This window comes from Saccharopolyspora kobensis, assembly GCF_900108315.1.
Classification (GTDB): domain Bacteria; phylum Actinomycetota; class Actinomycetes; order Mycobacteriales; family Pseudonocardiaceae; genus Saccharopolyspora; species Saccharopolyspora kobensis.
The window spans coordinates 40984-62979 of sequence record NZ_FNVB01000004.1; the positions used below are offsets into that span (position 1 = coordinate 40984).

General features: G+C 70.8%; 22 protein-coding genes. 11 read left to right on the top strand and 11 right to left on the bottom strand.

Translation table 11 applies throughout. From position 1 onward, the window contains the following. The first annotated feature begins 55 nt into the window (after positions 1 to 55). From C4T78_RS13030 to C4T78_RS13040, 3 genes are all read left to right on the top strand, one after another. Positions 56 to 1453, top strand: a complete 1398-nt coding sequence (locus tag C4T78_RS13030; RefSeq protein WP_093357682.1) for a glycoside hydrolase family 47 protein — start codon at positions 56 to 58, stop codon at positions 1451 to 1453. Between the two features lie 138 nt (positions 1454 to 1591). Next, entirely contained in the window at positions 1592 to 1909 is a 318-nt protein-coding gene (gene cutA / locus C4T78_RS13035) for a divalent-cation tolerance protein CutA (protein ID WP_093357594.1), read from the top strand. Between the two features lie 76 nt (positions 1910 to 1985). Continuing rightward, positions 1986 to 2333 (top strand): DUF3817 domain-containing protein, encoded by a 348-nt coding sequence (locus tag C4T78_RS13040; protein WP_235863826.1) that lies wholly within the window; start codon positions 1986 to 1988, stop codon positions 2331 to 2333. Between the two features lie 147 nt (positions 2334 to 2480). On the opposite strand, the gene C4T78_RS13045 is transcribed toward C4T78_RS13040, so the two are convergent. Next, positions 2481 to 2981, bottom strand: a complete 501-nt coding sequence (locus tag C4T78_RS13045; RefSeq protein ID WP_093146768.1) for a MarR family winged helix-turn-helix transcriptional regulator — start codon at positions 2979 to 2981, stop codon at positions 2481 to 2483. A gap of 140 nt (positions 2982 to 3121) precedes the next feature. Here C4T78_RS13045 and C4T78_RS13050 point away from each other — a divergent pair, with 140 nt between their 5' ends. Further along, on the top strand, positions 3122 to 3424 hold the full coding sequence (locus C4T78_RS13050) for an MTH1187 family thiamine-binding protein (protein WP_093357591.1): 303 nt from the start codon (positions 3122 to 3124) through the stop codon (positions 3422 to 3424). 77 nt (positions 3425 to 3501) lie between these two features. On the opposite strand, the gene C4T78_RS13055 is transcribed toward C4T78_RS13050, so the two are convergent. Next, positions 3502 to 3753, bottom strand: a complete 252-nt coding sequence (locus C4T78_RS13055) for a hypothetical protein (protein WP_235863825.1) — start codon at positions 3751 to 3753, stop codon at positions 3502 to 3504. 334 nt (positions 3754 to 4087) lie between these two features. On the opposite strand from C4T78_RS13055, the gene C4T78_RS13060 reads away from it, so the two are divergent. Next, on the top strand, positions 4088 to 5008 hold the full coding sequence (locus tag C4T78_RS13060; RefSeq protein WP_093357679.1) for a tetratricopeptide repeat protein: 921 nt from the start codon (positions 4088 to 4090) through the stop codon (positions 5006 to 5008). Between the two features lie 60 nt (positions 5009 to 5068). Here C4T78_RS13060 and C4T78_RS13065 read toward each other — a convergent pair whose 3' ends face one another. The 3 genes from C4T78_RS13065 to C4T78_RS13075 form a co-directional block, all read right to left on the bottom strand. Continuing rightward, positions 5069 to 5776: a tyrosine-protein phosphatase gene (locus C4T78_RS13065; RefSeq protein ID WP_093357590.1), complete on the bottom strand. Its 708-nt coding sequence runs from the start codon at positions 5774 to 5776 to the stop codon at positions 5069 to 5071. A gap of 87 nt (positions 5777 to 5863) precedes the next feature. Beyond that, the gene (locus tag C4T78_RS13070) at positions 5864 to 7321 is read right to left on the bottom strand and encodes a neutral zinc metallopeptidase (RefSeq protein WP_235863824.1); all 1458 of its coding nucleotides are present in this window, start codon (positions 7319 to 7321) and stop codon (positions 5864 to 5866) included. Between the two features lie 321 nt (positions 7322 to 7642). Further along, positions 7643 to 8794, bottom strand: coding sequence for a neutral zinc metallopeptidase (locus tag C4T78_RS13075; RefSeq protein WP_107916174.1), 1152 nt, complete (start codon positions 8792 to 8794; stop codon positions 7643 to 7645). 101 nt (positions 8795 to 8895) lie between these two features. Between C4T78_RS13075 and glgP the strand changes: the two genes are divergently transcribed. Beyond that, positions 8896 to 11445: an alpha-glucan family phosphorylase gene (glgP, locus tag C4T78_RS13080; RefSeq protein ID WP_093357586.1), complete on the top strand. Its 2550-nt coding sequence runs from the start codon at positions 8896 to 8898 to the stop codon at positions 11443 to 11445. Between the two features lie 48 nt (positions 11446 to 11493). Here the strand turns inward: glgP and C4T78_RS13085 are convergent, their stop codons facing one another. Continuing rightward, positions 11494 to 12684: a Cmx/CmrA family chloramphenicol efflux MFS transporter gene (locus tag C4T78_RS13085; protein WP_093357584.1), complete on the bottom strand. Its 1191-nt coding sequence runs from the start codon at positions 12682 to 12684 to the stop codon at positions 11494 to 11496. 117 nt (positions 12685 to 12801) lie between these two features. Here C4T78_RS13085 and C4T78_RS13090 point away from each other — a divergent pair, with 117 nt between their 5' ends. Next, positions 12802 to 13392 (top strand): TetR/AcrR family transcriptional regulator, encoded by a 591-nt coding sequence (locus tag C4T78_RS13090; protein WP_093357583.1) that lies wholly within the window; start codon positions 12802 to 12804, stop codon positions 13390 to 13392. Beyond that, on the top strand, positions 13389 to 13829 hold the full coding sequence (locus C4T78_RS13095; RefSeq protein WP_093357582.1) for an NUDIX domain-containing protein: 441 nt from the start codon (positions 13389 to 13391) through the stop codon (positions 13827 to 13829). Before C4T78_RS13090 ends, C4T78_RS13095 begins: the two co-directional genes overlap by 4 nt. Position 13830: 1 nt before the next feature. Here the strand turns inward: C4T78_RS13095 and C4T78_RS13100 are convergent, their stop codons facing one another. Next, on the bottom strand, positions 13831 to 14769 hold the full coding sequence (locus C4T78_RS13100; RefSeq protein WP_093357581.1) for a GlxA family transcriptional regulator: 939 nt from the start codon (positions 14767 to 14769) through the stop codon (positions 13831 to 13833). A 69-nt stretch (positions 14770 to 14838) separates the two neighbouring features. Here C4T78_RS13100 and C4T78_RS13105 point away from each other — a divergent pair, with 69 nt between their 5' ends. Continuing rightward, complete coding sequence (locus C4T78_RS13105) at positions 14839 to 15783, top strand: NADP-dependent oxidoreductase (RefSeq protein ID WP_235863822.1); 945 nt, start codon at positions 14839 to 14841, stop codon at positions 15781 to 15783. A 1-nt stretch (position 15784) separates the two neighbouring features. Here the strand turns inward: C4T78_RS13105 and C4T78_RS13110 are convergent, their stop codons facing one another. From C4T78_RS13110 to C4T78_RS13120, 3 genes are all read right to left on the bottom strand, one after another. Further along, a complete protein-coding gene (locus C4T78_RS13110; protein ID WP_235863821.1) occupies positions 15785 to 16945 on the bottom strand; it encodes a tetratricopeptide repeat protein in 1161 nt (386 codons plus the stop codon). 344 nt (positions 16946 to 17289) lie between these two features. Beyond that, positions 17290 to 17715, bottom strand: a complete 426-nt coding sequence (locus C4T78_RS13115; protein WP_235863820.1) for a rhodanese-like domain-containing protein — start codon at positions 17713 to 17715, stop codon at positions 17290 to 17292. Positions 17716 to 17866: 151 nt separating this feature from the next. Then, positions 17867 to 18484: a cysteine dioxygenase gene (locus C4T78_RS13120; RefSeq protein WP_093357576.1), complete on the bottom strand. Its 618-nt coding sequence runs from the start codon at positions 18482 to 18484 to the stop codon at positions 17867 to 17869. A 489-nt stretch (positions 18485 to 18973) separates the two neighbouring features. Here C4T78_RS13120 and C4T78_RS13125 point away from each other — a divergent pair, with 489 nt between their 5' ends. Together C4T78_RS13125 and C4T78_RS13130 are read left to right on the top strand one after the other, a co-directional pair. After that, entirely contained in the window at positions 18974 to 19741 is a 768-nt protein-coding gene (locus tag C4T78_RS13125; protein WP_093357678.1) for an ABC transporter ATP-binding protein, read from the top strand. A gap of 137 nt (positions 19742 to 19878) precedes the next feature. Next, positions 19879 to 20661, top strand: a complete 783-nt coding sequence (locus C4T78_RS13130) for an enoyl-CoA hydratase/isomerase family protein (protein ID WP_093357574.1) — start codon at positions 19879 to 19881, stop codon at positions 20659 to 20661. 99 nt (positions 20662 to 20760) lie between these two features. On the opposite strand, the gene C4T78_RS13135 is transcribed toward C4T78_RS13130, so the two are convergent. Further along, entirely contained in the window at positions 20761 to 21873 is a 1113-nt protein-coding gene (locus tag C4T78_RS13135; protein WP_093357573.1) for a serine hydrolase domain-containing protein, read from the bottom strand. Positions 21874 to 21996 lie beyond the last annotated feature (123 nt).

The window sequence follows — 21996 nt, forward strand, 5'->3', positions numbered from 1 at the left end:
GACCGCAACGGTGAACCGCGCGGCTTGACAAGGTTGTCCAGTGGAGGAGGCGGCGATGTTCGGAGGCGTGTCCCGGAGAACCGTTCTGCGACTGATGGGCGGGGCGGCCGTGGCGGGCGGACTGCTGGCGGCAGGCCCGGCAGCGGCGTCGGCGAGCCGGAACTGGAAGCCCGTCGCCGAATCCGTGCGCCGCGAATACCTCTGGGCGTGGCAGCACTACGTCGACCGCGCGCTGGGCGCCGACCACATCAAGCCCATCTCCGGCGGGCGCGAGGACTTCTTCGTCCAAGGGCACTCCATCGGGCTCAGCCTCGTCGAAGCCGTCGACACGCTGTGGTTGATGGAGGCAGATGCCGAAGTGGCGCTTGCGGTGCAGTGGATCGAGGACAACCTGAGCTTCGACGTCGACGCGCCGTTCCAGGTCTTCGAGACCAACATCCGCATGGTCGGCGGGCTCGCGGCGGCCTACCACTGCACCGGCGCGCCACGGCTGCTGGAACTGGCCGTCGACGTCGCCGACCGGCTGCTGCCCGCGTTCACCGAATCGCCGACCGGGCTGCCCTACCGCTACGTGAACCTGGCGACCGGTGAGGTCAGCCGTCCCGAGACCAACATCGTCGAGGTCGGCACCTACATCGCGGAGTTCGGCGTGCTGTCGGAGTGGACCGGCGACCGCCGCTACTACGACCTGGCCAAGCGGGCCATGCGCGTGGTCCACGACAAGCGGACCGAGCTCGGCCTGCTGCCGCACGACATCCACGCCGAAACGGGGGAGTGGCGCAACCGCCAGGCCACCGTCGGCCCGCCCGGCGACTCCTACTACGAGTACCTGTGGGACGGCTACGCGCTGTTCGGCGACGAAGATCTCCGCCGGTGGTACGACACGCTCACCGACGCGATCCTCGCCCACCAGGCCGAACGTCGCGACGGCCTGCTGTGGTTCCCGCAGGTCGACGCCTTCACCGGAGAGGTCCTCAGCCGCGAGCAGAGCGTGCTGGCCGGGTTCTACGCCGGGCTGCTCGCCGAATCCGGCCGGATCGACGAGGGACGCGCCTACCACGACGCGTTCAACGCCGCGCAGGAGAAGTTCGGCGTCATCCCGAACTCCCTCGACTACGCCACGATGTCGGCCGCCGACCCGGGCAACGCGGTGCGTCCCGAGTTCGCCGACGCGGCCCTGATGCTGTGGCTGGCCACCGGCGACGAGATCTTCCGGGAGCGGGCGAAGACCCACTACGACAACATGCTCCGGACCTCGAAGACGAACTACGGCTTCGCCGGCCTCACCGACGTGACGGCGAAGCCACCGTCCCAAGAGGACAGCTGCCCGGGCTACTGGTGGTCGGAGCAGATGAAGTACTACTGGCTGCTCTTCTCCGACACCCCGCGGTTCGACTACCGCGACAACTACCTGAGCACCGAGGCCAACCTGCTGCGCGGCGCCCGCCGCTGAGCCTGGATGACAGGAAGGTTCCCATGCTCGCAGCAGGGGCCGCGGGGCCGGTGACTGGAAGGTTCCCATGCTCGCACCGCCCGGCGTGCCTTGGAGCATGGGAACCTTCCTGTCACGGCGCGCCGCTACGCTGGGCAAATGGCTGATCATGTGCAGGTCGTGACCACCACCGACTCCGAGGAATCCGCCGCCGCGCTGGCCCGGGGCGTCGTCGAGGCCGCGCTGGGTGCTTGCGTGCAGGTCGTGCCGATCCGCAGCTTCTACGTGTGGGAGGGCGCGGCGCAGGACGATCCCGAGTGGCAGTTGCAGATCAAGACCTCCGCCGACCGGCTGCCCGCGCTCGTCGCGCACCTGAAGGCCGAGCACGGCTACGAGGTGCCGGAGATCATCGCGACCCCGATCGTCGGCGGGAGCGCGGAGTACCTGTCCTGGGTCGATGAGCAGACCCGGTCATAACGGACCGGCGGCGGGGTGACCCGCATCACCCGGCACACTCGGGTGAAGTGCCGGTCTAGACGGAAGTGGGGTCGACGTGCCGCGGACTTATGCCGGGTGGTTCCGGTTGGTGGCGATCGCCGAGGCGTTCTCGTGGGTGGGGCTGCTGGTGGCGATGGCGTTCAAGTACGGCCTGGACATGCCGCTCGGCGTGACCGTGATGGGCTGGATCCACGGGGCGATCTTCACCGCTTACGTGGTGGTCTGCCTGGTCGTGTTCAGCCCGCTGCGCTGGCGGTTCGGCGTGCTGGTGCTCGCGCTGGTCGCATCGGTGCCGCCGCTGGCCACGGTGTGGTTCGAGCGCTGGGCGAACCGCCGAGGCCTGCTGACCGAGACGGATTCGGACGAGCCGACGTTCTGGGGGCGGATCCGGGAGATCAACTGAGCTCGCCGTGCGCGAGCCGCTCGCACTGCCGCGGGTCCTCAGCGCCCGCCTGGCGAGGACAGCCCGGCCGCATCGGTCTCACGCCGGGCACCCGGAGACCGGGCGGGCGTTGCGGCTGCGCTGCCCGCACCGCCGCGCGGCGGGTCGTCAGAAGTCGCCCGCGGCGTGGCGGACCTTGCCCAGCAGTTCGGTCAGCTGCTGGGTCTGCCGCTCGGTGATGCCGCGCAGGCCGAAGTCGATCTCGGTGACCGATTCGGTGGCCTTCTTCATCAGGTCCCGGCCGTCCTCGGTGATCTCCACGAGGGTGGTGCGCCGGTCGGTGGGGTGCGGCACGCGCCGCACCAGGCTGTCCTGCTCCAGCCGGTCCACGATGTTGGTCACGCTGGTCGGGTGCAGCTGGAGCCGGTCGCCCATGACCCGCATCGGCAGGCTGCCGCGCCGGGAGAAGGTCAGCAGCACCAGCGCCTCGTAGCGGGCGAAGGTCAGGTTGTGCGGGCGGAGCGCGTTGTCGACCGCGGACTGCAGGATCTGCTGCACCCGCATGACGCTGGTCACCGCGGCCATCGTCGTCGACGGGCCTACCCGGTCGGCCCAGATCTCGGCCGCGCGCGCGATGGGGTCGAAGGGCAGCGGACTACGGGTGCTCATGGTGTCCGACGCTAGCAGCGGTTACCGGCCGGTTGTGGGCTGTGGTGCCGGGGCCGGTGGAATCGGCGACAGTGGGTTCGTTCGTGGCGCATGATCACATCGGCCGGCGGTGCCGGCCGCGAGGAACAGGAGGAGCAGACGTGCTGGTGGCGTTCAGCGTGGCCCCGAGCGGGGCAGGCGACAGCGACAGCGTCAGCGAAGCGGTGGCGGCCGCGGTGAAGGTGGTGCGGGAGTCCGGGCTGCCGCACGAGACGACCTCGATGTTCACCACCATCGAGGGCGAGTGGGACGAGGTCATGGACGTGGTGAAGCGCGCCACCGAGGCGGCCTCGGTCGGGGCGCCGCGCACCAGCCTGGTGCTCAAGGCCGACATCCGCCCGGGCCACACCGGTCAGCTGAGCGCGAAGGTGCGCCGGGTCGAGGAGCACCTGCGCGAGCAGTGAGGCGCGCAGAACGACGCGAACCGGGGGCGGCATCGCGTTCGACGCCGCCCCCGGCCTCAGCTGAGCGCTGGTGACCCTCAGTACTTCGGGTGGTCGACGACCGGCGCGTTGACGCAGTCGTTGGCCTGCGGCGACAGAACCGGGACAACAGCACCGATCACGGCGACGTTGTTGCCGCACAGCTGCACCGGAACGGCGCTGATGTTGTTGTCGTCGAGCACGTTGATGCCGTTGTTGTCGGCGCTGTCCGCGAACGCGGCGGTGCCCAGGGTCACGACGCCGAGAGCAGCGGCACCGGCGACACCGGCAACACGGGTAGCAATACGCACTGTTTCGTACCTCTCGTTGAACTACTTGCAGGAGGTCCCCCAAACGGAGGCCCCGAAGGCCCGCAGAAAACCAACCGTCCCCGCGGGCTCTGCCAACACATTCGGAGCCGGAGGCCGCCGAGCTTGAGAGGTTCCGCGGCGCTTCCACTCCTTAGAGGGAAGTTGTTCACTGCTTCGAGTTGATCTGTGGGCGACTCGGCGTGTCGGACTTGGCGCGGCTTGATCGCTGACCGCGAAACATCCGCCGCCCTGCCACCGCGCCGTCTGTGCAACGTGTCAGGATGGAGGCGTGACGAGGCCGGATCCACGCCAGAACGCAGCAGCAATGTCCGCGATGGCGGGCGCAGTCGACCTGTCGGCTCTGAAGAGCCGCGCCGAGGCCAACGCGCGCGCAGCCGCGCAGCCGGCCGCAGGCGGCGGTGACGGCGGAGCCGCACCGGCGAGCGGGGCGGTCATCGATGTCACCGAGGCCGACTTCCAGGCCGAGGTCGTCGAGAAGTCCTTGCAGGTGCCGGTGATCGTCGACCTGTGGGCGACCTGGTGCGGGCCGTGCAAGCAGCTCTCCCCGGTGCTGGAGCGACTGGCGCAGGAAGCCGGTGGCGCATGGGTGCTGGCCAAGATCGACGTCGACGCCAACCCGCGCATCGCGCAGCTGTTCCAGGTGCAGTCGGTGCCGATGGTCATCGCGATCGCCGGCGGGCAGCCGGTGGACGCCTTCTCCGGTGCGCTCCCGGAACCGCAGATCCGGCAGTGGATCGACGAGCTGCTCAACGCCCTGCGCGACCAGCTGCCCGGCATCCGCGCCGCGGAGCAGGGCGGTGCCGCCGAGCCGGTCGAGGAGCCCGAGGACCCGCGGTTCACCGCCGCCGAGGACGCGCTGGAGCGCGGTGACTACGCCGCCGCCGAGGACGCCTACCAGAAGATCCTGGACAGCGAGCCGAACAACGAGCAGGCCAAGGCCGCGTTGGCGCAGGTCCGGTTCTCCGCGCGCGCCGAGCAGGCCGACCCGGCCGCGATCGAGCGGGCCGACGCCGCTCCCGAGGACATCGACGCCCAGCTGGCCGCGGCCGATGCCGAGCTGGCCATCGGGAAGGTCGAGGAGGGCTTCGACCGGCTGATCCGCGGGGTCAAGCGCACGTCGGGCGACGAGCGGGACCGCGTCCGCCGCCACCTGGTCGAGATGTTCGAGGTCTTCCCGGAGGGCGACGAGCGCGTCAGCGCCGCCCGCCGGGCGCTGGCCAGCGCCCTGTTCTGAGCCACGGTTCGCGGCCCGCCACCCGAGTGCACCTCGGCTGGCGGGCCGCGTCGTTCCCGGTCAGGTGAGCATCCGGTCGCGCAGCGCGGCGAGGTGTTCTGCGGTGACCCCGGCGGAGCGGAGGTAGGCCGCCATGTCGCGGGAGCCGACCGCGTCCGCGATGACCTCGGATTCTGAGGTGCCGTGCTCGGCGATCAAGCCGTGCACCCGGGGAGTGTCGTCGGGCAGTCCGGCCGCAGCGCACAGCTCGGCCCGGCGGACGTGGGTGAGCGCGTAGTCGGCGGCGATGTCGGACGCGCCGACGCCGACCGCGGCCAGCAGGACCAGGGAGATCAGGCCGGTGCGGTCCCGGCCGCTGCTGCAGTGCACCAGCACGCCACCCGGCTCGGCCGCGGCGATCGCGGTCAGCACCTCGGCGACCTTCTGCGGGAAGCGGTCGAGGAACGCCCGGTAGTACAGCGGGGTGCAGGAGAGCGCGTTGTCCCAGCGCGTCCAGAACTCCGTGTCGGAGTGGTCGTCGAGCTCCACCGCGACGCCGGTCAGCCCGGCCGGGCGCTGCGCGGTGCTGGAGTCGCCACCGGTGAGGTCGACGATCGTGCGCACGCCGTGCCGCTGCAGCGAAGTCCAGCCCTCGGCGGTCAGGCCGGCCGGGTCGTCGGAGCGGACCACTGCGCCCCGCCTGGTCTCGCGACCGTCCGCGGTGCGGAGACCGCCGAGGTCCCGGGTGTTGAAGCAGCCGTCCCAGAACAGCTGTCGTTCAGCGTTCATGATCGTGGGACGTCGCATTCGCCTTCCGGTTGCCCGGAAACGAACAGCGCCGCCCCGCGCGGGGACGGCGCTGCTGTTGAGCAGGTGTCAGGTCGCGCTGTACTTGGTGCTGCAGGGCGCCATGCCCTCCTGGACGCCGATGCGGAACGCCTCCACGCGGGCGAACCCGACGGGGACCTGCTTGCCGTTGACGTCGGCCGCGATCAGGCTGTCCTCGCCGAGCAGCGCGGCCACGCCCTCGTCGATGTCCTCCGGCACGACGCGCAGGCTGCCGACCGGGTTGCGCTTGCCGATCGGGTCCTCCACCAGCAGTCCGCTCCAGGCGCCGACCATGCACGCCGTGCGCAGGCCGGCGGCCGGGTCGTCCAGCGTCAGGCCGGCCGCCTTCTGCACCGACAGCACGTACCGCGACGCCACCTGGGCGTAGGCGGCGAAGTCGCCGTAGCCGGACTCGGCGTCCTTGTTCGGCGGCGTGGCGATCTTCTGCAGCGCCGCGACGTCGAGCGCGATGGTGTTGGTGGACTCGCAGTAGGTCGCCGGAGAGGTGGGCTTCCGGTCGCGGCAGGTGGACTGGTCGGTGCTGATGCTCGGCGGCTCGGCACCGGTGTCGCGGAAGACCTCCTGGAGGCTCTTCTCGACGGCGCTCAGGCCCTTCTGGTCCACCGGGAGATCGGTGTCCTGCTCGGTCTTCCAGGAGCCGAACAGCGTGGTGCGCTTGGAGACGTCGTCGAAGTCCATCTGCCCGCAGCGCTGCGGGCCCTCGTCGAAGCCGTACTGGAAGGCGGTGACCCGGTCGAAGGCGCTGCCGTGCGCGTTCCTGCCCTGGAAGTCGGACTTGCCGGGCGCGTCCCGGATGAAGCTCAGCACGCCCATGACCTCGTTGAGGCCTTGCCCGGTGGAGATCTGGAAGTACTTGGACGAACCCTCGGCGACGTGCCGGAAGTAGGCGCCGGTGAAGCAGTCGGCCTGCTGCTCCAGCACGATCACCTGGTCGTTGCTGGTGGCGGTGCTCGCCCGGTGCTGCACGGCGTGCCCCATCTCGTGGGCCAGCACGGCGACCACGGCCATCGGCCCGAAGCTGTTGTCGAGTTCCGGGAGCAGCGTGCCGCGGTCCCACGCGATGAGGTCGTCCGGCGGGCAGTAGAAGGCGTTGACCACGCCCGCGGTGCTCTCCCCGCACACCTGCGCGCCGGGACCGCCCGCGTCGTAGGAGACCAGGCGCTTGACCGGCGCGAACCGCTTGCCCGGGAATGCCTTCGGGAAGACCGAGGTCCAGTAGTCGTCGATGTCGGCGACGGCGTTGCGGGCCAGCTTGTCCATCTCACCGTTGTCGGTGCCCTCGACCGACAGCGGCGCGTCCGGAGCGCCCGGCTTCGGGCCGCTCGGGCCGTTGCTGACCGGCAGCCCGGCGACCTCGGTGGTCGAGTAGCTGCCCATCGTGGTCGGGGTGCCGCTGATCTGCTGCGCGCAGCCGGCGACCAGCGCGATGCACGTGAACGCGGACAGCGCGGTGCCGAGGAGCCGCCTCCGCCTTCGGTTTCCCATCGATACCCGTGCCACTGGCGCGCCCCATCCTGCTGCAGATGCCGAACTCCGCGCACCGGACGACCTGCGCCACCCGGTGCCCGGATCAGCCTATCGGTTGGCTGATCGGCTCCACGGCGATCTGGCGGATCCGGGAGATGACAGGAAGGTTCCCATGCTCGCACCGCGTGACAGGAAGGTTCCCATGCTTGCAGCGGGTGCGAGGGCGGGTGACAGGAAGGTTCCCATGCTTGCACCGCCTCGGAAGTGACAGGAAGGTTCCCATGCTCGCCGCGGGTGTGAGGTCGGCTGACAGGAAGGTTCCCGTGCTCGCAGCGGCGCTCAGCCGCAGGCGGTCGCGCCGCCGAGCGCTCCGGTGCGGAAGGCGGCGATGCGGTCGAAGCCGGTCAGCTGGTTCGTGCCCTGGGCGTCGCGGCCGATGTCGTCGGAGTCGAGCACCACGGCCACCGCCTCGTCCAGATCGCCCTGCGTCAGCCCGGGTTGGGCCGCGGTGTACGCGCCGGTGAGGCAGACGATCTGCTTGCTCGCGTCCGCGCCGGTGGTCGGGCGGCCGAGGCCGGCGTTGGCGGTCAGCGCGAACTTCGCGGCGAGCAGGGTGGTGACGGCTTGGTCGCCGATGTCGGCGTGGGTCTCGGCGAGCGCGGAGCGGTCGAGGGCGAGCTCCGGCGGTGTCCACTGCTCGCCGACGAGGCCGCTGAAGTACTCCGAGATGCTCTCAGTGCGCAGTGCTTCGTCCAGCGGGAGGTTGGGCCCGTCGGGTGGCAGGGCGGCCAGCGGCGTCTCGGTCACCTCGGTGCAGCGGCGCGGGCCGTTGGCGTAGCCGTCCTGGAACGCCGTGACGCGTTCGAAGGCGGTGCCGTGCGCGTCGGTGCTGTTGGTGCTCACCGGGTCGCGGAACAGCGTGATCGCGCGCAGCGCTCGGTCGAGCTGCTCGTCGTTGATGCGTAGGCGCTCCGAGCGGCCGTCGGTGACTGAGCGCACGTAGGCGCCTGCGAAGCAGTCGGCCATGGCTTCGAGGCGCACGGGTGCTGCGTCGGCGTCGAGCCCTGCGCGCTTCTGCACGGCGTGGCCGATCTCGTGCGCGAGCACCACCACGACCGAGGCATCTCCGTAGTGCTCTTGAAGCACCGGCAGGAGTGCTGTGCGGTCCCAGGCGATGGCGTCGACCGTGGCGCAGTAGTACGCGTTGCCCTCCAGATCGCTCACCTCCGCCGAGCAGGGCGGGGCCGTTCCGTTGCCGTTGGTGTCGACGGAGAAGAAGCCGCCGTCGAGGTTGCGCCACGGCGTGCCGAACACCGCCGGGTACTGCTCGTGCCAGTAGTTCTGGACGTCGGTGACGACGGTGGCGGCCAGGCGGTCCGCGCCGCCGTGATCGGTGCCGTGCACGAACGCCGGGTCGACGGTGTGATCGGCCACAGGTGGCGGTTCTGGGGGCGCTGCCGCGCACGAGCCGATGAGCAGCAAGATCATCATCAGGATCGGTGTCCACGCGCGCACAGCGGCAAGCTTCCCACCCGCTGCGGCGGTCGGTACGTCCGCACGTGCCGCACCGGTCCGGTATATGGTCCGCTCCCGTGAGAGCCGTCCACCGTTTCACCGTGCGCGCCCACCTGCCCGAGCCGTTGAGCGCCCTCGGCACGTTGGCGACCAACCTCCGCTGGGCCTGGCACCCGCCGACGCAGGACCTGTTCGCGGCGGTAGATCCGCGGGTGTGGTCGGCGGTCGGCGGTGACCCGCTGCGCCTGCTCGCCGAGGTGCCCGCCGACCGGCTGCGGCAGCTGGCCGGTGACGAGGACTTCCTGGCCCGCACCCGCGCCGTCGCCGACGACCTGCGCCGCTACCGCACGGTGCCGCGCTGGTACCAGCAGCGGCAGGACGAGGGCGCCGCGCTGCCCGACTCCATCGCGTACTTCTCCATGGAGTTCGGCCTCACCGAGGCGCTGCCGAACTACTCCGGTGGTCTCGGCGTGCTCGCCGGAGATCACCTGAAGGCCGCCTCCGACCTGGGCGTTCCGCTGATCGGCGTGGGGCTGCTGTACCGGTCGGGCTACTTCCGGCAGTCGCTGTCCGCCGAGGGCTGGCAGGTCGAGCACTACCCGGTGCTGGATCCGCGCGGCCTGCCGCTGGAGATGCTGACGGCCGAGTCCGGTGAGCCGGTGCTGGTGCGGGTGGCGATGCCCGCCGGGCGCACCCTGCACGCCCGGATCTGGAAGGCGCAGGTCGGCCGGGTGCCGCTGCTGCTGCTGGACAGCGACCTGCCGGAGAACGACGACGACCTGCGCAGCACCACCGACCGGCTCTACGGCGGCGACGCCGAGCACCGCATCCGCCAGGAGATCCTGGCCGGCATCGGCGGCATGCGCGCGGTCCGCGCCTACTGCGCGCTGACCGGGCACCCGCAGCCCGAGGTGTTCCACACCAACGAGGGCCACGCCGGGTTCCTCAGCCTGGAGCGGGTGCGGGAGCTGCAGGAGGAGCCGGGGCTGCAGTTCGACCAGGCGGTGGCGGCGGTGCGCGCCGGGACGGTGTTCACCACGCACACCCCGGTGCCGGCCGGCATCGACCGGTTCCCGGTGGATCTGGTGCGGCACTACTTCGGCGACGGTTCCGCGCAGGCGCTGCTGCCCGGCGTGCCGACCGATCGGGTGCTGGCCATGGGAGCCGAGGACAACCCCGGCATGTTCAACATGGCGCACATGGGGTTGCGGCTCGCGCAGCGCGCCAACGGCGTTTCGGAGCTGCACGGCGAGGTCATCCGCAAGATGTTCCGCGGGCTGTGGCCGGGCTTCGGGCTGGAGGAGGTCCCGATCAGCTCGGTGACCAACGGCGTGCACGGGCCGACCTGGTCGGCGCGGGAGCTGGGCAAGCTGCTCGGCGAGTCCGAGATGGACAGCGGGGCCGGGCTGCGCGGCATGGAACCGGTGAGCGATTCGCTGCTGTGGGAGCTGCGCTGCTCGCTGCGCCAGCGGCTGGTCGACGAGGTGCGCCGCAGGTTGCGCGCCGCGTGGTTGCGGCGCGGTGCGTCGGACCTGGAACTCGGCTGGTGCGATTCGGTCTTCGACCCGGACGTGCTGACCATCGGTTTCGCCCGCCGAGTGCCGACCTACAAGCGCGCGACGCTGATGCTGCGCGACACCGACCGGCTGCGCGAGCTGCTGCTCGACGCCGACCGCCCGGTGCAGATCGTGGTGGCGGGCAAGTCGCACCCGGCCGACGAGGGCGGCAAGGCGATGATCCAGCGGATCGTGAAGTTCGCGGATCAGGCCGACGTGCGGCACCGCATCGCGTTCCTGCCCGACTACGACATGTCCCTGGCCCGCTACCTGGTGTCCGGTTGCGACGTGTGGCTGAGCAACCCGGTGCGGCCGCTGGAGGCCTGCGGCACGTCGGGGATGAAGGCGGCGCTCAACGGCGGGCTGAACCTGTCGGTGCGCGACGGCTGGTGGGACGAGATGTACGACGGGCACAACGGCTGGGCGATCCCCAACGCCGACGGTGTCAGCGATCCCAACCGGCGCGACGACCTGGAATCCGCGGCGCTGTACGAGCTGATCTCCGAGCACGTGGCACCGATGTTCTACGAGCGCAACACCGACGGCGTGCCGGGCAAGTGGATGTCGATGGTGCGCCACACCCTGGCCACGCTCGGCCCGCGGGTGCAGGCGTCCCGGATGATCCGCGAGTACGTCGACCACCACTACGCCCCGGCCGCCCGGTCGATGCGCGCCATGACCGCCGACGACTTCCGCGGGGCGCGGGAGATCGCCGACTACCGGGCGCGGCTGCAGGCGGCGTGGACCTGGGTCCGGGTCAGCGACACCGAGATGTCGGTGGACGACGGGACGCCGCTGCTCGGCGGGCAGGTGACGGTGCGGGCCAGGGTCGACCTGGCCGGTCTGGACCCGTCCGATGTGGACGTCGAGGTGGTGGTGGGCCGGGTCGACGACTCCGACGTGCTGCACGACTTCATCGCGGAGTCGATGAGCCCGGTCGCCGACGGCCGCTACGAGGCGACGGTGACGCTGCCGCACGCCGGGCCGGCCGGCTACACGGTCCGGGTGCTGCCGCGGCACCCGCTGCTGTCCGGGCCGGCCGAACTCGGCAAGGTCGTCCTCGCCGGTTGACCCGTGAGCGGTTCGGGGCGCCCCAGCACCCCGAAACGCTCACGGGGATCAGACCGCGGCGTGGGTGCGCTGCGCGGTGCTGGGCTGCGCGGTCCGGTGCTGCAGGTAGCCCGCCCACCCTGCGGTGAGCAGGGCTGCCGCACCGATCGCGGCGCCGACCCAGGCCACCGAGGCGAAGCCGAGTCCTGCGCTGATGGCCAGGCCGCCCAGCATCGGCGCGAGGGTGTTGCCGACGTTGAAGGCCGAGGTGTTGCCGGCGCCGACCAGCGTCGGCGCACCCGGCGCGAGGGCGAACACCCTGGATTGCAGGGCCGGGTTGGTGACGAATCCGCTCACGCCCAGGGCGAAGACGAGCGCGGTGGTGATCAGCACGTTGTCCCCGGCCACCGCGAGCAGCGCGGAAGCCAGCACCAGGACGCTCAGCCCGAACAGCAGGGTGCGGATCGGGTGCGCCTGCGCCGTCCGGCCGCCGATCGACATGCCGAGCAGACCGCCCGCGCCGAACAGCGCCAGCTGAGCCGGGACCCACTGCGCGGACAGCCCGGTCACCCCGGTCAGCAGTGGCGCGAGGTAGCTGAAGGTGACGATGACCGAGCCGAAGGTCAGCGCGGTGACCATGTAGGACAACCACAGCTGCGGTCGGGCCATCGCGCGCAGTTCGGCTGCGGTGCTGCGCGTTTCGCCTCGTGCTTCAGCGCTCTCGCGGACCGTGAGCAGTGAGCAGACGAGGCTGACCGCGGTCAGCGCGGCGACTGCCCAGAACACCGCGCGCCAGCCGGTGAACTGGCTGAGGACGGTGCCGGCGGGCACGCCGACGATGGTGGCCAGCGTCAGCCCGCTGGCGATGACCGCGACCGCCCGGCTCCGGGCGTCCGGTGCGACGAGCCCCACCCCGGTCGCCACCGCCACGGCCCAGAAGCCGGCGTAGGACACCGCGCTGATGATGCGGGTGGCGAACAGGACCCAGTAGCCCGGGGCGAGCGCGCCCACGACGTGCGCGCCGATGAAGACGAGCTGCAGCGCCACCAGCGCGGTCCGGCGCGGCCAGCGCATCGTGGCGATGGCCAGCAGCGGGGCGCCGACGACCATGCCGACGGCGAAGGCGGAGATCAGCAGGCCTGCGTCCGGGATGGAGACCCGCAGGTCGGAGGCTATGTCGGGGAGCAGTCCGGAGAGCATGAACTCCGAGGTGCCCTGGGTGAATATGCCCAGCCCCAGGACGTAGATGGCGAGCGGCACGGGACCTCCAGCTCGGTGTCGATCAGTTGCGGGCACCGACGCTAGCAGCGTTTTGAAGCGTACGATTCAAAATGTGAGGTTTTCGTCCAACCGCTTCAAAACGGCTAGGATGGCGGTATGGCCAGGCCGCGGAAGTTCGACGAAGCCCGCGTCATCGACGCGGCGATGGACACCTTCTGGCGCCGCGGGTACGAGGCGACCTCCACCCGCGACCTCAGCGAGACGACCGAGCTCGGCCCGTCCAGCCTCTACAACGCCTTCGGCGACAAGCGCGGGCTCTACCTGCGCAGCCTGCGCAAGTACCAGGAGACGGCCACGGTCGAGCAGGTGGCGCTGCTGCGCGCACCCGGGCCGGTCGCGGACCGGCTGCGGAACCTGCTGACCACCGGCATCGACACCGACCTCTCCGGCGCCGACCGGCCGGGCTGCTTCGCCATCAACGCCGCCATCGAGCGCGCCGCGGGCGACCCGGACGTCCGCGAAGAGGTGCGGCGGAACTTCGCGACGGTGGAGGAAGCGTTGCGCGAAGTCCTCGCGGAAGGCCAGCGGTCCGGTGAGATCGACCCGGACCGCAGCGCGGAAGTCCTGGCCCGCCAGGTGCTCAGCACGTACTACGGCCTGCGGGTGCTGGCCAGGGTCCAGCCGGACCGCGCGGCGTTGCTGGACGTGGTGGACAACCTCATCGAATCCTGCGCGACGGCCCGGTGAACGGTCCAGCGGCCAGGGTGCGCGTCGCCGTCTACGTGACGCGAGCAGCACCCGATGGCGCGGAGCTCCTCGTGTTCGAGCACCGCGACGCGCCTGAAGCCGGGACGCAGATCCCGGCGGGCGGAGCGCGCACCGGCGAGCTGCTGACCGAAGCGGCGCGCCGGGAAGTCGCCGAAGAGACGGGAGCGGAAGTCGAGCCGGGAACGGCACTCGCCGTGCGGCAGAGCCCGCACCCGCACACCGGGGAGCCGCGGGTCACGGTGTTCTTCCACGCTCGGACGTCCGCTGTGCGCGACGCCTGGGTGCACGAGGCCGTGAGCGGGGACGGCGACGACGGGATGGCCTTCCGGTGCCACTTCATCCCGCTGGTGCGGGCGGCAGACCTGCTGGCCGACGACCAGGGCGAGTGCCTCCACCTGCTGGAAGGCGTCCTGTGAGTCAGACACCGGCCCGGAAGGTGCGGCGGTAGGCCAGCGGAGCGACGCCGATCGCGGCGTTGAGGTGCTGGCGCAGCGAGGCCGCCGTGGCGAAGCCGACCTGCGCGGCGATCTCGTCGATCGGCAGGTCGCTGGACTCCAGCAGGTGGCGGGCCCGGGCGACGCGCTGCTGGGTGAGCCACCGGCCCGGGCTGACCCCGACCTCATCGCGGAACCGGCGGGCGAAGGTGCGGCCGCTCATCCGCGCGTGCTCGGCGAGATCGGCGAGCGACAGCGGCAGCTGCAGGTTCGCGAGCGCCCAGGTGCGGGTCGCGGCGGTGCTCGATTCCGCGGGATCGGGCACCGGGCGCTCGATGTACTGGGCCTGGCCGCCTTCCCGCCACGCCGGCACGACGCACGTGCGGGCCACCTGGTTGGCGACCTCGCTGCCGTGGTCGTTGCGCACGACGTGCAGGCACACGTCCACACCCGAGGCGGCGCCCGCCGAGGTCAGCACGTCGCCGTCGTCGACGAACAGCACGTCCGGATCCAGCCGGACGGCGGGGAAGAGGCGGCGGAACAGGTCCGTCAGCCGCCAGTGCGTGGTCGCCGGGCGGCCGTCGAGCATTCCCGCCGCCGCGAGGGCGAAGGCGCCCGTGCAGATCGACACGATTCGGGTGCCCGGCCGGATCAGCGCGAGCGCGTCGGTCACCGGCTGCGGGAGCTCGGCGACGAGCAGGGACATGTCGTACGGCGGGATCACCACGGTGTCGGCGGTGCGCAGCAGATCCGGGCCGTGCTCGACGGTGATCGCGAAGTCGGCATCGCTGCGCACCGGCCCGCCGTCGACGGAGCAGGTGAGGACCTCGTAGCGGCCTTCGGCGCTGCCGAACACGCGCTGCGGAACGCCGAGCTCGAACGGGTACACGCCGTCGAGCGCCAGCACCACGACTCGATGCATGGCACGATCCTATCGAATGTTGGCATTCATGCCATTTCGCGGCGGGTGCGGATGCGGCAGGCTCGAAGCATGAGCAAAACGATGCGCGCGATCAGCCAGGACGAACTCGGCGGCCCGGAGGTGCTGCGCGAGGTGGAGCTGCCGCGCCCCGAGCCCGGTCCGAGCGAGGTACTCGTCCGGGTGCGCGCGGCCGGGCTCAACCCGACCGACTGGAAGCACCGCGCACAGCAGCTGTTCCTCGGCAAACCGCCGTACGTGCTGGGCTGGGACGTCTCCGGCGTGGTGGAGGCCGTCAGCCCCGGAGTCACCCTGCACAAGCCGGGCGACGAGGTCTTCGGCATGCTGCCCTACCCGCACGGCGTCGGCTCGCACGCCGAGTACGTCACCGGGCCGGCACGCGCGTTCGTCCCGAAACCGTCCGAAGTGGACCACGTGCAGGCGGGCGCGATCCCGCTGGCGGCCCTGACCGCCTGGCAGGCGCTGGTGGACACCGCGCAGGTGCGGGCCGGGCAGCGGGTGCTGATCCAGGCCGCCGCAGGTGGCGTCGGGCACCTGGCCGTGCAGATCGCCAAAGCCCGCGGCGCGCACGTGATCGGCACGGCGAGCGCGGGCAAGCACGAGTTCCTGCGCGGCCTGGGCGCCGACGAGCTGATCGACTACCGGGAGGTCGACTTCGCCGACGCGGTCAGCGACGTCGACGTGGTGCTGGACACCATCGCGGGCGACTACCGCAGCAGGTCGCTGCGCACCCTCCGGCCCGGCGGACTGCTCGTCTCCATCCTCCCCTACGCCGGGGAGCAGCTGGCGGCCGAAGCCGAGGAACTGGGCGTGCGCGCCGAAATCCTGCTCGTCGAAGCCGATCAGGCGGGCATGCGCGCCATCGCCGACCTCGTGGCGACGGGGCGGTTGCGCGCCGAGATCGCCGGGACCTTCCCGCTCGCGGAAGCGGCCAAGGCGCACGCGCTGGGCGAAACCAACCGCACCGCCGGGAAGCTCGTCCTGACCGTCGACTGAGTCACGCCACGGAAAGCCGTTGGCGGGTTTCGGTGACGCGCGGCGACCACGGGGCCAGCTCCTCGGCCTTGCCCAGCGCCTCTCGCGCGGAGGCGTTGTCGTGGCAGGCCATGTGCGCGCGGGCCAGCGTGACCAGGTCGTCGGCGCGGGAGAGCGGCGTGTGGTTGTAGTCCGCGCCGGTCTGCGCGAGGCGCACGGCGGACTCCGGATCGCCCTCGATCAGCGCCAGCAACGCGTTGCTGCCGCTGAGCTCGAACTCGGGGTAGCCGAGCTTGACGGCGTCCTCCAACGCCTTCTTCGCGGTCGGCAGCAGGGATTCGGCCGGCAGCTGACCGGCCTCGACGGCCTTGAAACCGAGACCCGCCAACCCGGCGAGCAGGTAGGACATCTTGCGCGGCGGGAGATCACCGTTCTCCGACAGGTACTTGAGCAGCAGCAGAACCCCGGGCGCGTACTCGCCACGCGCCTCCAGCACGGACACCTGGCACGACATCGTGGCGTTGAGCCCGGGGTGCTTCTCAGCGAGCTCGTCGGCGTAGGACTGCGCCTGATCGATCTCCCCGCGACGCAACGCCTCGTAGGCGCGAGCGGCCAGCGGCGCGGCGATGAACTCGGAGCGTTCCGCGCCGTCCAGGCGCGGCAGCGAGAAGAGCAGCCAACCGGTCGAAGTCGTCAGCGGAACCCGCTGCGGCCAGAGCTTGTAGAGCATCAGCGGCGTGACGGCCACGGTGAACCCGCGCCAGAACGCCGAATCGGCCAGCAACCAGCCGCCGACGACCACCGCGACACCGAACACGGCCGACAAAAACCCGGCCAGCCAGCAGCGCAGGATCACCGGCGACCGCCACGGGCCGATCTGGGCGCGCAGCGTGATCGGCAGCGCTCGCACCGTGAAGGTCACCCGCTTGGGAGTCCACGACGCGACTTCGCGCATGGCGCCGAAGATCACGTGCCGCACCCGCAGGCCGAAGACGACGGCTCCGGCGATCAGCCCGAGCTGCGTGATCATCGGCAGCAGCACCACCCCGGCGAGAGCGCCGACCAACGCCACGGCGATCCCGGCGAAACCGGTGCCCGCGATCGCCTCGACGAGAGCGACGGCTACGGCTCCGGCGAACGCGGCCAGCACCCACGGGCGGAACAACAAACTCTGTGCTTGCACAAGGTCGGAAGCGTACGGGACGCCGCAGGTGCCCATACCCCTTTCGTGCAGGACCGCCCCGTCGACGCCTTGCGAGCATGGGAACTTTCCTGTCACACCGAGCCCGCCGGGGAGCGAGGAAGGGAACCTTCCTGCCGCTTCCCGACGTGTTCGCGGGCGAGGAAGGGAACCTTCCTGTCATCCCGGAGCAGTGCGAGCATGGGAACTTTCCTGTCATCCCGGAGTCGGTGACGGAGGGGATGGGAACTTTCCTGTCGCCGACATCGCGGCCCGCTACTGCGAGGATGGGAACCTTCCTGTCACAGATGGCAGGAAGGTTCCCATGCTCGCGGTGCGCCGCCGGGTCAGTCGGCGGTGGTGACTGGGAGTCCAGCCGCCTTCCAGGCCCGGAAGCCACCGGCCAGATCGGTGGCTCGGCGCAGGCCGAGTTCCTTCGCCTGGGCCGCGGCGAGGCTGGAGGCGTAGCCCTCGTTGCACACGAGGACGACCGGGCGGTCCGGGTGCAGGCCGTCGAGGCGGTGGCCGCCGGACGGGTCCAGGCGCCATTCCAGGACGATGCGCTCGACCGTCAGCGCACCGGGGATCTCGCCTTCGGCGAGCCGGTCGGACTGCGGTCTGATGTCGATGATCAGGCCGCCGTCCCGCTGCAGCGTCAGGGCTTCTCGCGGTGAGACCCGGGCCAGCTTCGCCCTGGATTCGGCCAGCAGGTGGTCGATGCCGAACGGGCCGGGCGTGATCTCCGCTCGGCGTTGGGCCGGGATGGTGGTCACTGGTCCGCCTCGCAGCCTCGTCTCTCCGGGTTTTTCAGTGGTGGTTGCGTCCGGGGTCGATCTCGCGTTGTGCGGTTTCTTGTGGCTGGGTTGCATCACGGTCCCCTGAATGAGGTGCGGTTGAGCAGGAGTCCGGCCGACACGAGGAGTGTCATCCGTGTTCCTTCGGCTGGTGGGGTGCGTGCCGCGGTGGGATCGGCGGCACCTCGGAGAGGTCCGAGTAGTAGTGGACCGGCAGCAGTGGCGGTGAGTAGGCGTGCACGCTCGCCGAGTTCACCGAGCTGACGTTGCGGACTTGGTGGGCGCGGCCGCTGCCGAACCCGATGCTCGCTCCGACGTCGTGGTGCGAGGTGCGGACCGGGCCCGCCGGGTAGCGGTAGTCCTCGCGGAGCGCACCGAAGAGCACGGAGAACGAGCCGGAGGCCCCGCCGTGGTCGTGGGGTGCGGTGCCCTGGCCGGGAGCCCACGACAGCAGCCACAGCTCGACTCCCGCGGTCAGGCCGAGCTTGGCCCACCAGCGGTTCTCGTCGTCGATGCGGACGATGTCGAGCAGCGGGCCGGTCAGCTCGGAGGTGACCAGGCTGGTCAGGTCGCGCAGTTCGCGGGGCGTCCACAACTGGTGGTCCGGGCGGATCAGATCGCGCAGCAGGGGCAGGTCGAGGGCGGGGTGCAGTTCCGCCGCGCCGGGTTCGGGCGGGGGTTCGGTCGGGGTGTACTCGGACAGGTGGGCGGTTTGCTGATCGGGCCGGTGCTGCTGCACAGCTCTCATGGCGTGTCTCCAGTTCGTGTCTTGCGGAGAGCGCGGCACGACACGACCTGCCCCGCGTTCGAAGCGGGGCGGTTCAGCGGTGGGATGATTCGTCGAGCCGCGCGAACGGACCTGGAAAGCGGTTTGACCGCTTCAGCAACAGGCGGCGGTGACGACCCGGAACAGGTCGATCACGCGATCGCGGGTGAGCAACGAATCGGACACGTCAGCGATCGTGGCACGGTGGGGTGGTCCGCGCCAGCACCGGCGGCACCTTCCCGAATGCTGGGCGACACCGTTTGCCGAGCCCTGGACGTGTGTCACCCGGCCGAGCGAGCGCTGGATGCTCCCGCCCGCAGCCGCCGTGGCTGCGGACGGAACAATGGAGCGTGGAGCGGACCGGCCGACGGCCTGCGGCGGTCGGCGGATCGACACGAACCGGGGGCGCCACGACCAGGCGCTGCGGTCAGTGACAGCGGGGAGGTAGACGTGGACGACCTGGTCATCCGGATGGATGGCGTCGGTGTTCGGCGGGGAAAGACCACGCTGGTGGCCGACGTGAACTGGTCGGTGGAACTCGACGAGCGCTGGGTGGTGCTCGGGCCCAACGGCGCGGGCAAGACGACGCTGCTGAAGATGGCCAGCACCGAGATGCACCCGAGCGACGGCACCGTCGACGTGCTCGGCGAGCGGCTGGGCAAGACCAACGTCTTCGAGCTGCGGCCCCGCATCGGCCTGTGCTCGGCGGCCCTGGCAGCCCGCATCCCCGGTGACGAACTGGTTCGCGACGTCGTCGTCAGCGCCGGCTACTCGGTCCTCGGCCGGTGGCGCGAGGAGTACGACGACCTGGACACCGACCGCGCCGCGGAGCTGCTCGACCTGCTCGGCGTCGCGCACCTGGCCGACCGCGAGTTCGCCACGCTGTCGGAGGGGGAGCGCAAGCGCACCACGATCGCGCGCGCCCTGATGACAGACCCCGAGCTGCTGCTGCTGGACGAGCCGGCGGCCGGGCTCGACCTGGGTGGTCGCGAGGACCTGGTCGCGCGGCTTTCCGCGCTGGCCATGGACCCCGACGCGCCCGCGTCGGTGCTGGTCACCCACCACGTCGAGGAGATCCCGCCCGGCTTCACCCACGGCCTTCTGCTCCGCGACGGGCGCATCGTCGCGCAGGGGCTGCTCGACGACGTGCTCACCGAGGACAACCTGTCCAAGACCTTCGACCAGGACCTGGAGCTGCAGCGCAGCGGCGACCGGTTCTTCGCCCGTCGGCGCGGCTGAAAGCCCGGCGCAGGCCACGCCTTGCGCGGCGGCCGGGGTTTTCAGGCGGCCTGCGCTGAGATCCGTGACACAGCAGTCGCGGCGCTGGGCGCGATAGCCTGCCCGGCGAGGTGGCGGTTCGACGAGGAGGATGCCGCGTGGGCGAGTTCGTCAGGCTTGAGGTGGACGGCGCGATCGGGACGATCCGGCTGGATCGTCCCAAGATGAACGCGCTGAACCGGCAGATCGAGGTCGAGCTGCGGGAGGTCGCGCTCGAAGCCGCCGAGCGCGACGACATCCGCGCCGTGATCGTCTACGGCGGGGAGAAGGTCTTCGCCGCGGGCGCGGACATCAAGGAAATGGCCGAGATGTCCTACGCCGACATGGCGAGCAAGGAGCAGCGCGGCCTGTCCGACGCGATGAGCCAGGTCGCCGCGATCCCGAAGCCGACCGTCGCCGCGCTCACCGGCTACGCCCTCGGTGGCGGTTTCGAGCTGGCCCTGAGCTGCGACCGGCGCATCGCCGCGGACAACATCAAGGTCGGGCAGCCGGAGATCCTGCTGGGCGTGATCCCGGGAGCCGGTGGCACGCAGCGGCTGGCGCGGCTGATCGGGCCGAGCAAGGCCAAGGACATCATCTACACCGGCCGGTTCGTCGACGCGCAGGAGGCGTTGTCGCTGGGCATGGTCGACGAACTGGTGCCCGCCGACGAGGTCTACGCGGCTGCGCGGCGGTGGGCCGAGCAGTTCACCAACGGTGCCGCCCGCGCCCTGGCCGCGGCCAAGGCCGCGATCGACGGCGGGCTGGACCTCGACCTGGCCAACGGTCTGAAGCTGGAGACGCACCTGTTCGCGGGCACGTTCGCCACCGAGGACCAGAAGATCGGCATGCGCTCGTTCATCGAGAACGGGCCGGGCAAGGCCAAGTTCACCGGCAACTGAGCCCGGCACGCCGCACTGCGCGGCACATCGGTCGTTCCGACGCCTCGGCGAACCACCGTTCGCCGGGGCGTCGGCGTTTCTCGGCTCAGCGGTGGTCGATCACCGCCGATCGCTCGCGCAGAGCTCCGCTCGGAGCACATCGGTGAAGATGCCGATCGGGTCGTCCCAGCCGCCGGTCGTCCAGTCGCCGTTGACGTTCGTCGTGATGAACCGCTTGCCGTCGCGGGTGCCGTACGCGTACGACCACGAGCCGAAGATCGCGCCGCCCATGCCCCAGGCGGTTGTGCCGCCCGGGAGTGTCACCGAGGAGACGCCCAGACCGTAGGTGGTGCGGGGAATCCAGTTCTCGGTGGCGACCGTGGTGAACATCGCCCGCTGCTGTTCGGCGGGGAGGAGCCGGCCGCTGAGCAGCTCGCCGAAGAACTCGTTCAGGTCTCCGGCCGTGGAGATCATGCCGCCCGCCGCCCAGAACGGTGTCGGGTCCATCTCGGTGACGTCGTAGATCTCGGCACCGGGATCTGGCTGGTGCAACTTCGTGTAGTGCCGGGAGTGCGGGCCGCGTATCGACTGGTCGTTCCCGCGCGGCAGGCAGGTCCCGTCCAGGCCGAGCGGCTGGGTGATCCGCTGGGCGATCTCGTCGGCCAGCTCCCGGCCCGTCACCCGCTCGACGATCATTCCGGCGAGGACGTAGTTGGTGTTGGAGTACGCCCAGCCGGCACCGGGTTCGAAGTCCGCCGGGTGGGACATGGCGATCTGCACGAGCTGTTCGGGGGAGTAGCTCTCGCGCTGGCTCAGCGCGTCCTGGTCGCGGGTGTAGTCGAAGACCCCGCTGGTGTGGTTGAGCAGCTGCCGGACGGCGATCTTGCTGCCGTCGTGGCCGTTTCCGCCGACCGCGCCGGGCAAGAGATGCGCCACGGTGTCGCCCAGGCTCAGCTTCCGCTCGGACACGAGTTGCAGCACCACCACGGCCACGAACGTCTTGGTGATGCTGCCGATGCGGAAGCGGTGCTCGGGCAGGCGCGCACCACCGGCCTCGGTGTCGGCCACACCTGCGGAGCCGAACCAGCGCAGGTCGCCGGTGCGGGCTTCGGCGAGGATGCCCGGGACACCGCCTTCGGTCACCGCCCGGTCGAGCAAGCGCTCGACCGCGGTGTGGTCGTTCCCGGCCGTTGAGGACGGTGCCGGGGTGGTTCCGGGGGCGGGTTTCGTCATGGTCGATGCCTCTGCTCGATTCGGTTCGGTCGAACGGACGCTATGACTCGGTTTCCACCTGAAGAAAGCGTCGTAAGCGGAAAAAGGATTCTGGGGCAGCGTTTTTCTGAGATTTGTTGCAAT

What these genes read in the sequence shown, in the direction of transcription:
- C4T78_RS13075 (WP_107916174.1), bottom strand. Translation starts at nt 8,794, where the DNA reads ATGATGATCTTGCTGCTCATCGGCTCGTGCGCGGCAGCGCCCCCAGAA.
- C4T78_RS13065 (WP_093357590.1), bottom strand. Translation starts at nt 5,776, where the DNA reads ATGAACGCTGAACGACAGCTGTTCTGGGACGGCTGCTTCAACACCCGG.
- C4T78_RS13100 (WP_093357581.1), bottom strand. Translation starts at nt 14,769, where the DNA reads ATGCATCGAGTCGTGGTGCTGGCGCTCGACGGCGTGTACCCGTTCGAG.
- C4T78_RS13105 (WP_235863822.1), top strand. Translation starts at nt 14,839, where the DNA reads ATGAGCAAAACGATGCGCGCGATCAGCCAGGACGAACTCGGCGGCCCG.
- C4T78_RS13060 (WP_093357679.1), top strand. Translation starts at nt 4,088, where the DNA reads ATGGCGGGCGCAGTCGACCTGTCGGCTCTGAAGAGCCGCGCCGAGGCC.
- C4T78_RS13120 (WP_093357576.1), bottom strand. Translation starts at nt 18,484, where the DNA reads ATGAGAGCTGTGCAGCAGCACCGGCCCGATCAGCAAACCGCCCACCTG.
- C4T78_RS13135 (WP_093357573.1), bottom strand. Translation starts at nt 21,873, where the DNA reads ATGACGAAACCCGCCCCCGGAACCACCCCGGCACCGTCCTCAACGGCC.
- C4T78_RS13070 (WP_235863824.1), bottom strand. Translation starts at nt 7,321, where the DNA reads ATGGGAAACCGAAGGCGGAGGCGGCTCCTCGGCACCGCGCTGTCCGCG.
- cutA (WP_093357594.1), top strand. Translation starts at nt 1,592, where the DNA reads ATGGCTGATCATGTGCAGGTCGTGACCACCACCGACTCCGAGGAATCC.
- C4T78_RS13045 (WP_093146768.1), bottom strand. Translation starts at nt 2,981, where the DNA reads ATGAGCACCCGTAGTCCGCTGCCCTTCGACCCCATCGCGCGCGCGGCC.
- C4T78_RS13090 (WP_093357583.1), top strand. Translation starts at nt 12,802, where the DNA reads ATGGCCAGGCCGCGGAAGTTCGACGAAGCCCGCGTCATCGACGCGGCG.
- C4T78_RS13125 (WP_093357678.1), top strand. Translation starts at nt 18,974, where the DNA reads ATGGATGGCGTCGGTGTTCGGCGGGGAAAGACCACGCTGGTGGCCGAC.
- C4T78_RS13030 (WP_093357682.1), top strand. Translation starts at nt 56, where the DNA reads ATGTTCGGAGGCGTGTCCCGGAGAACCGTTCTGCGACTGATGGGCGGG.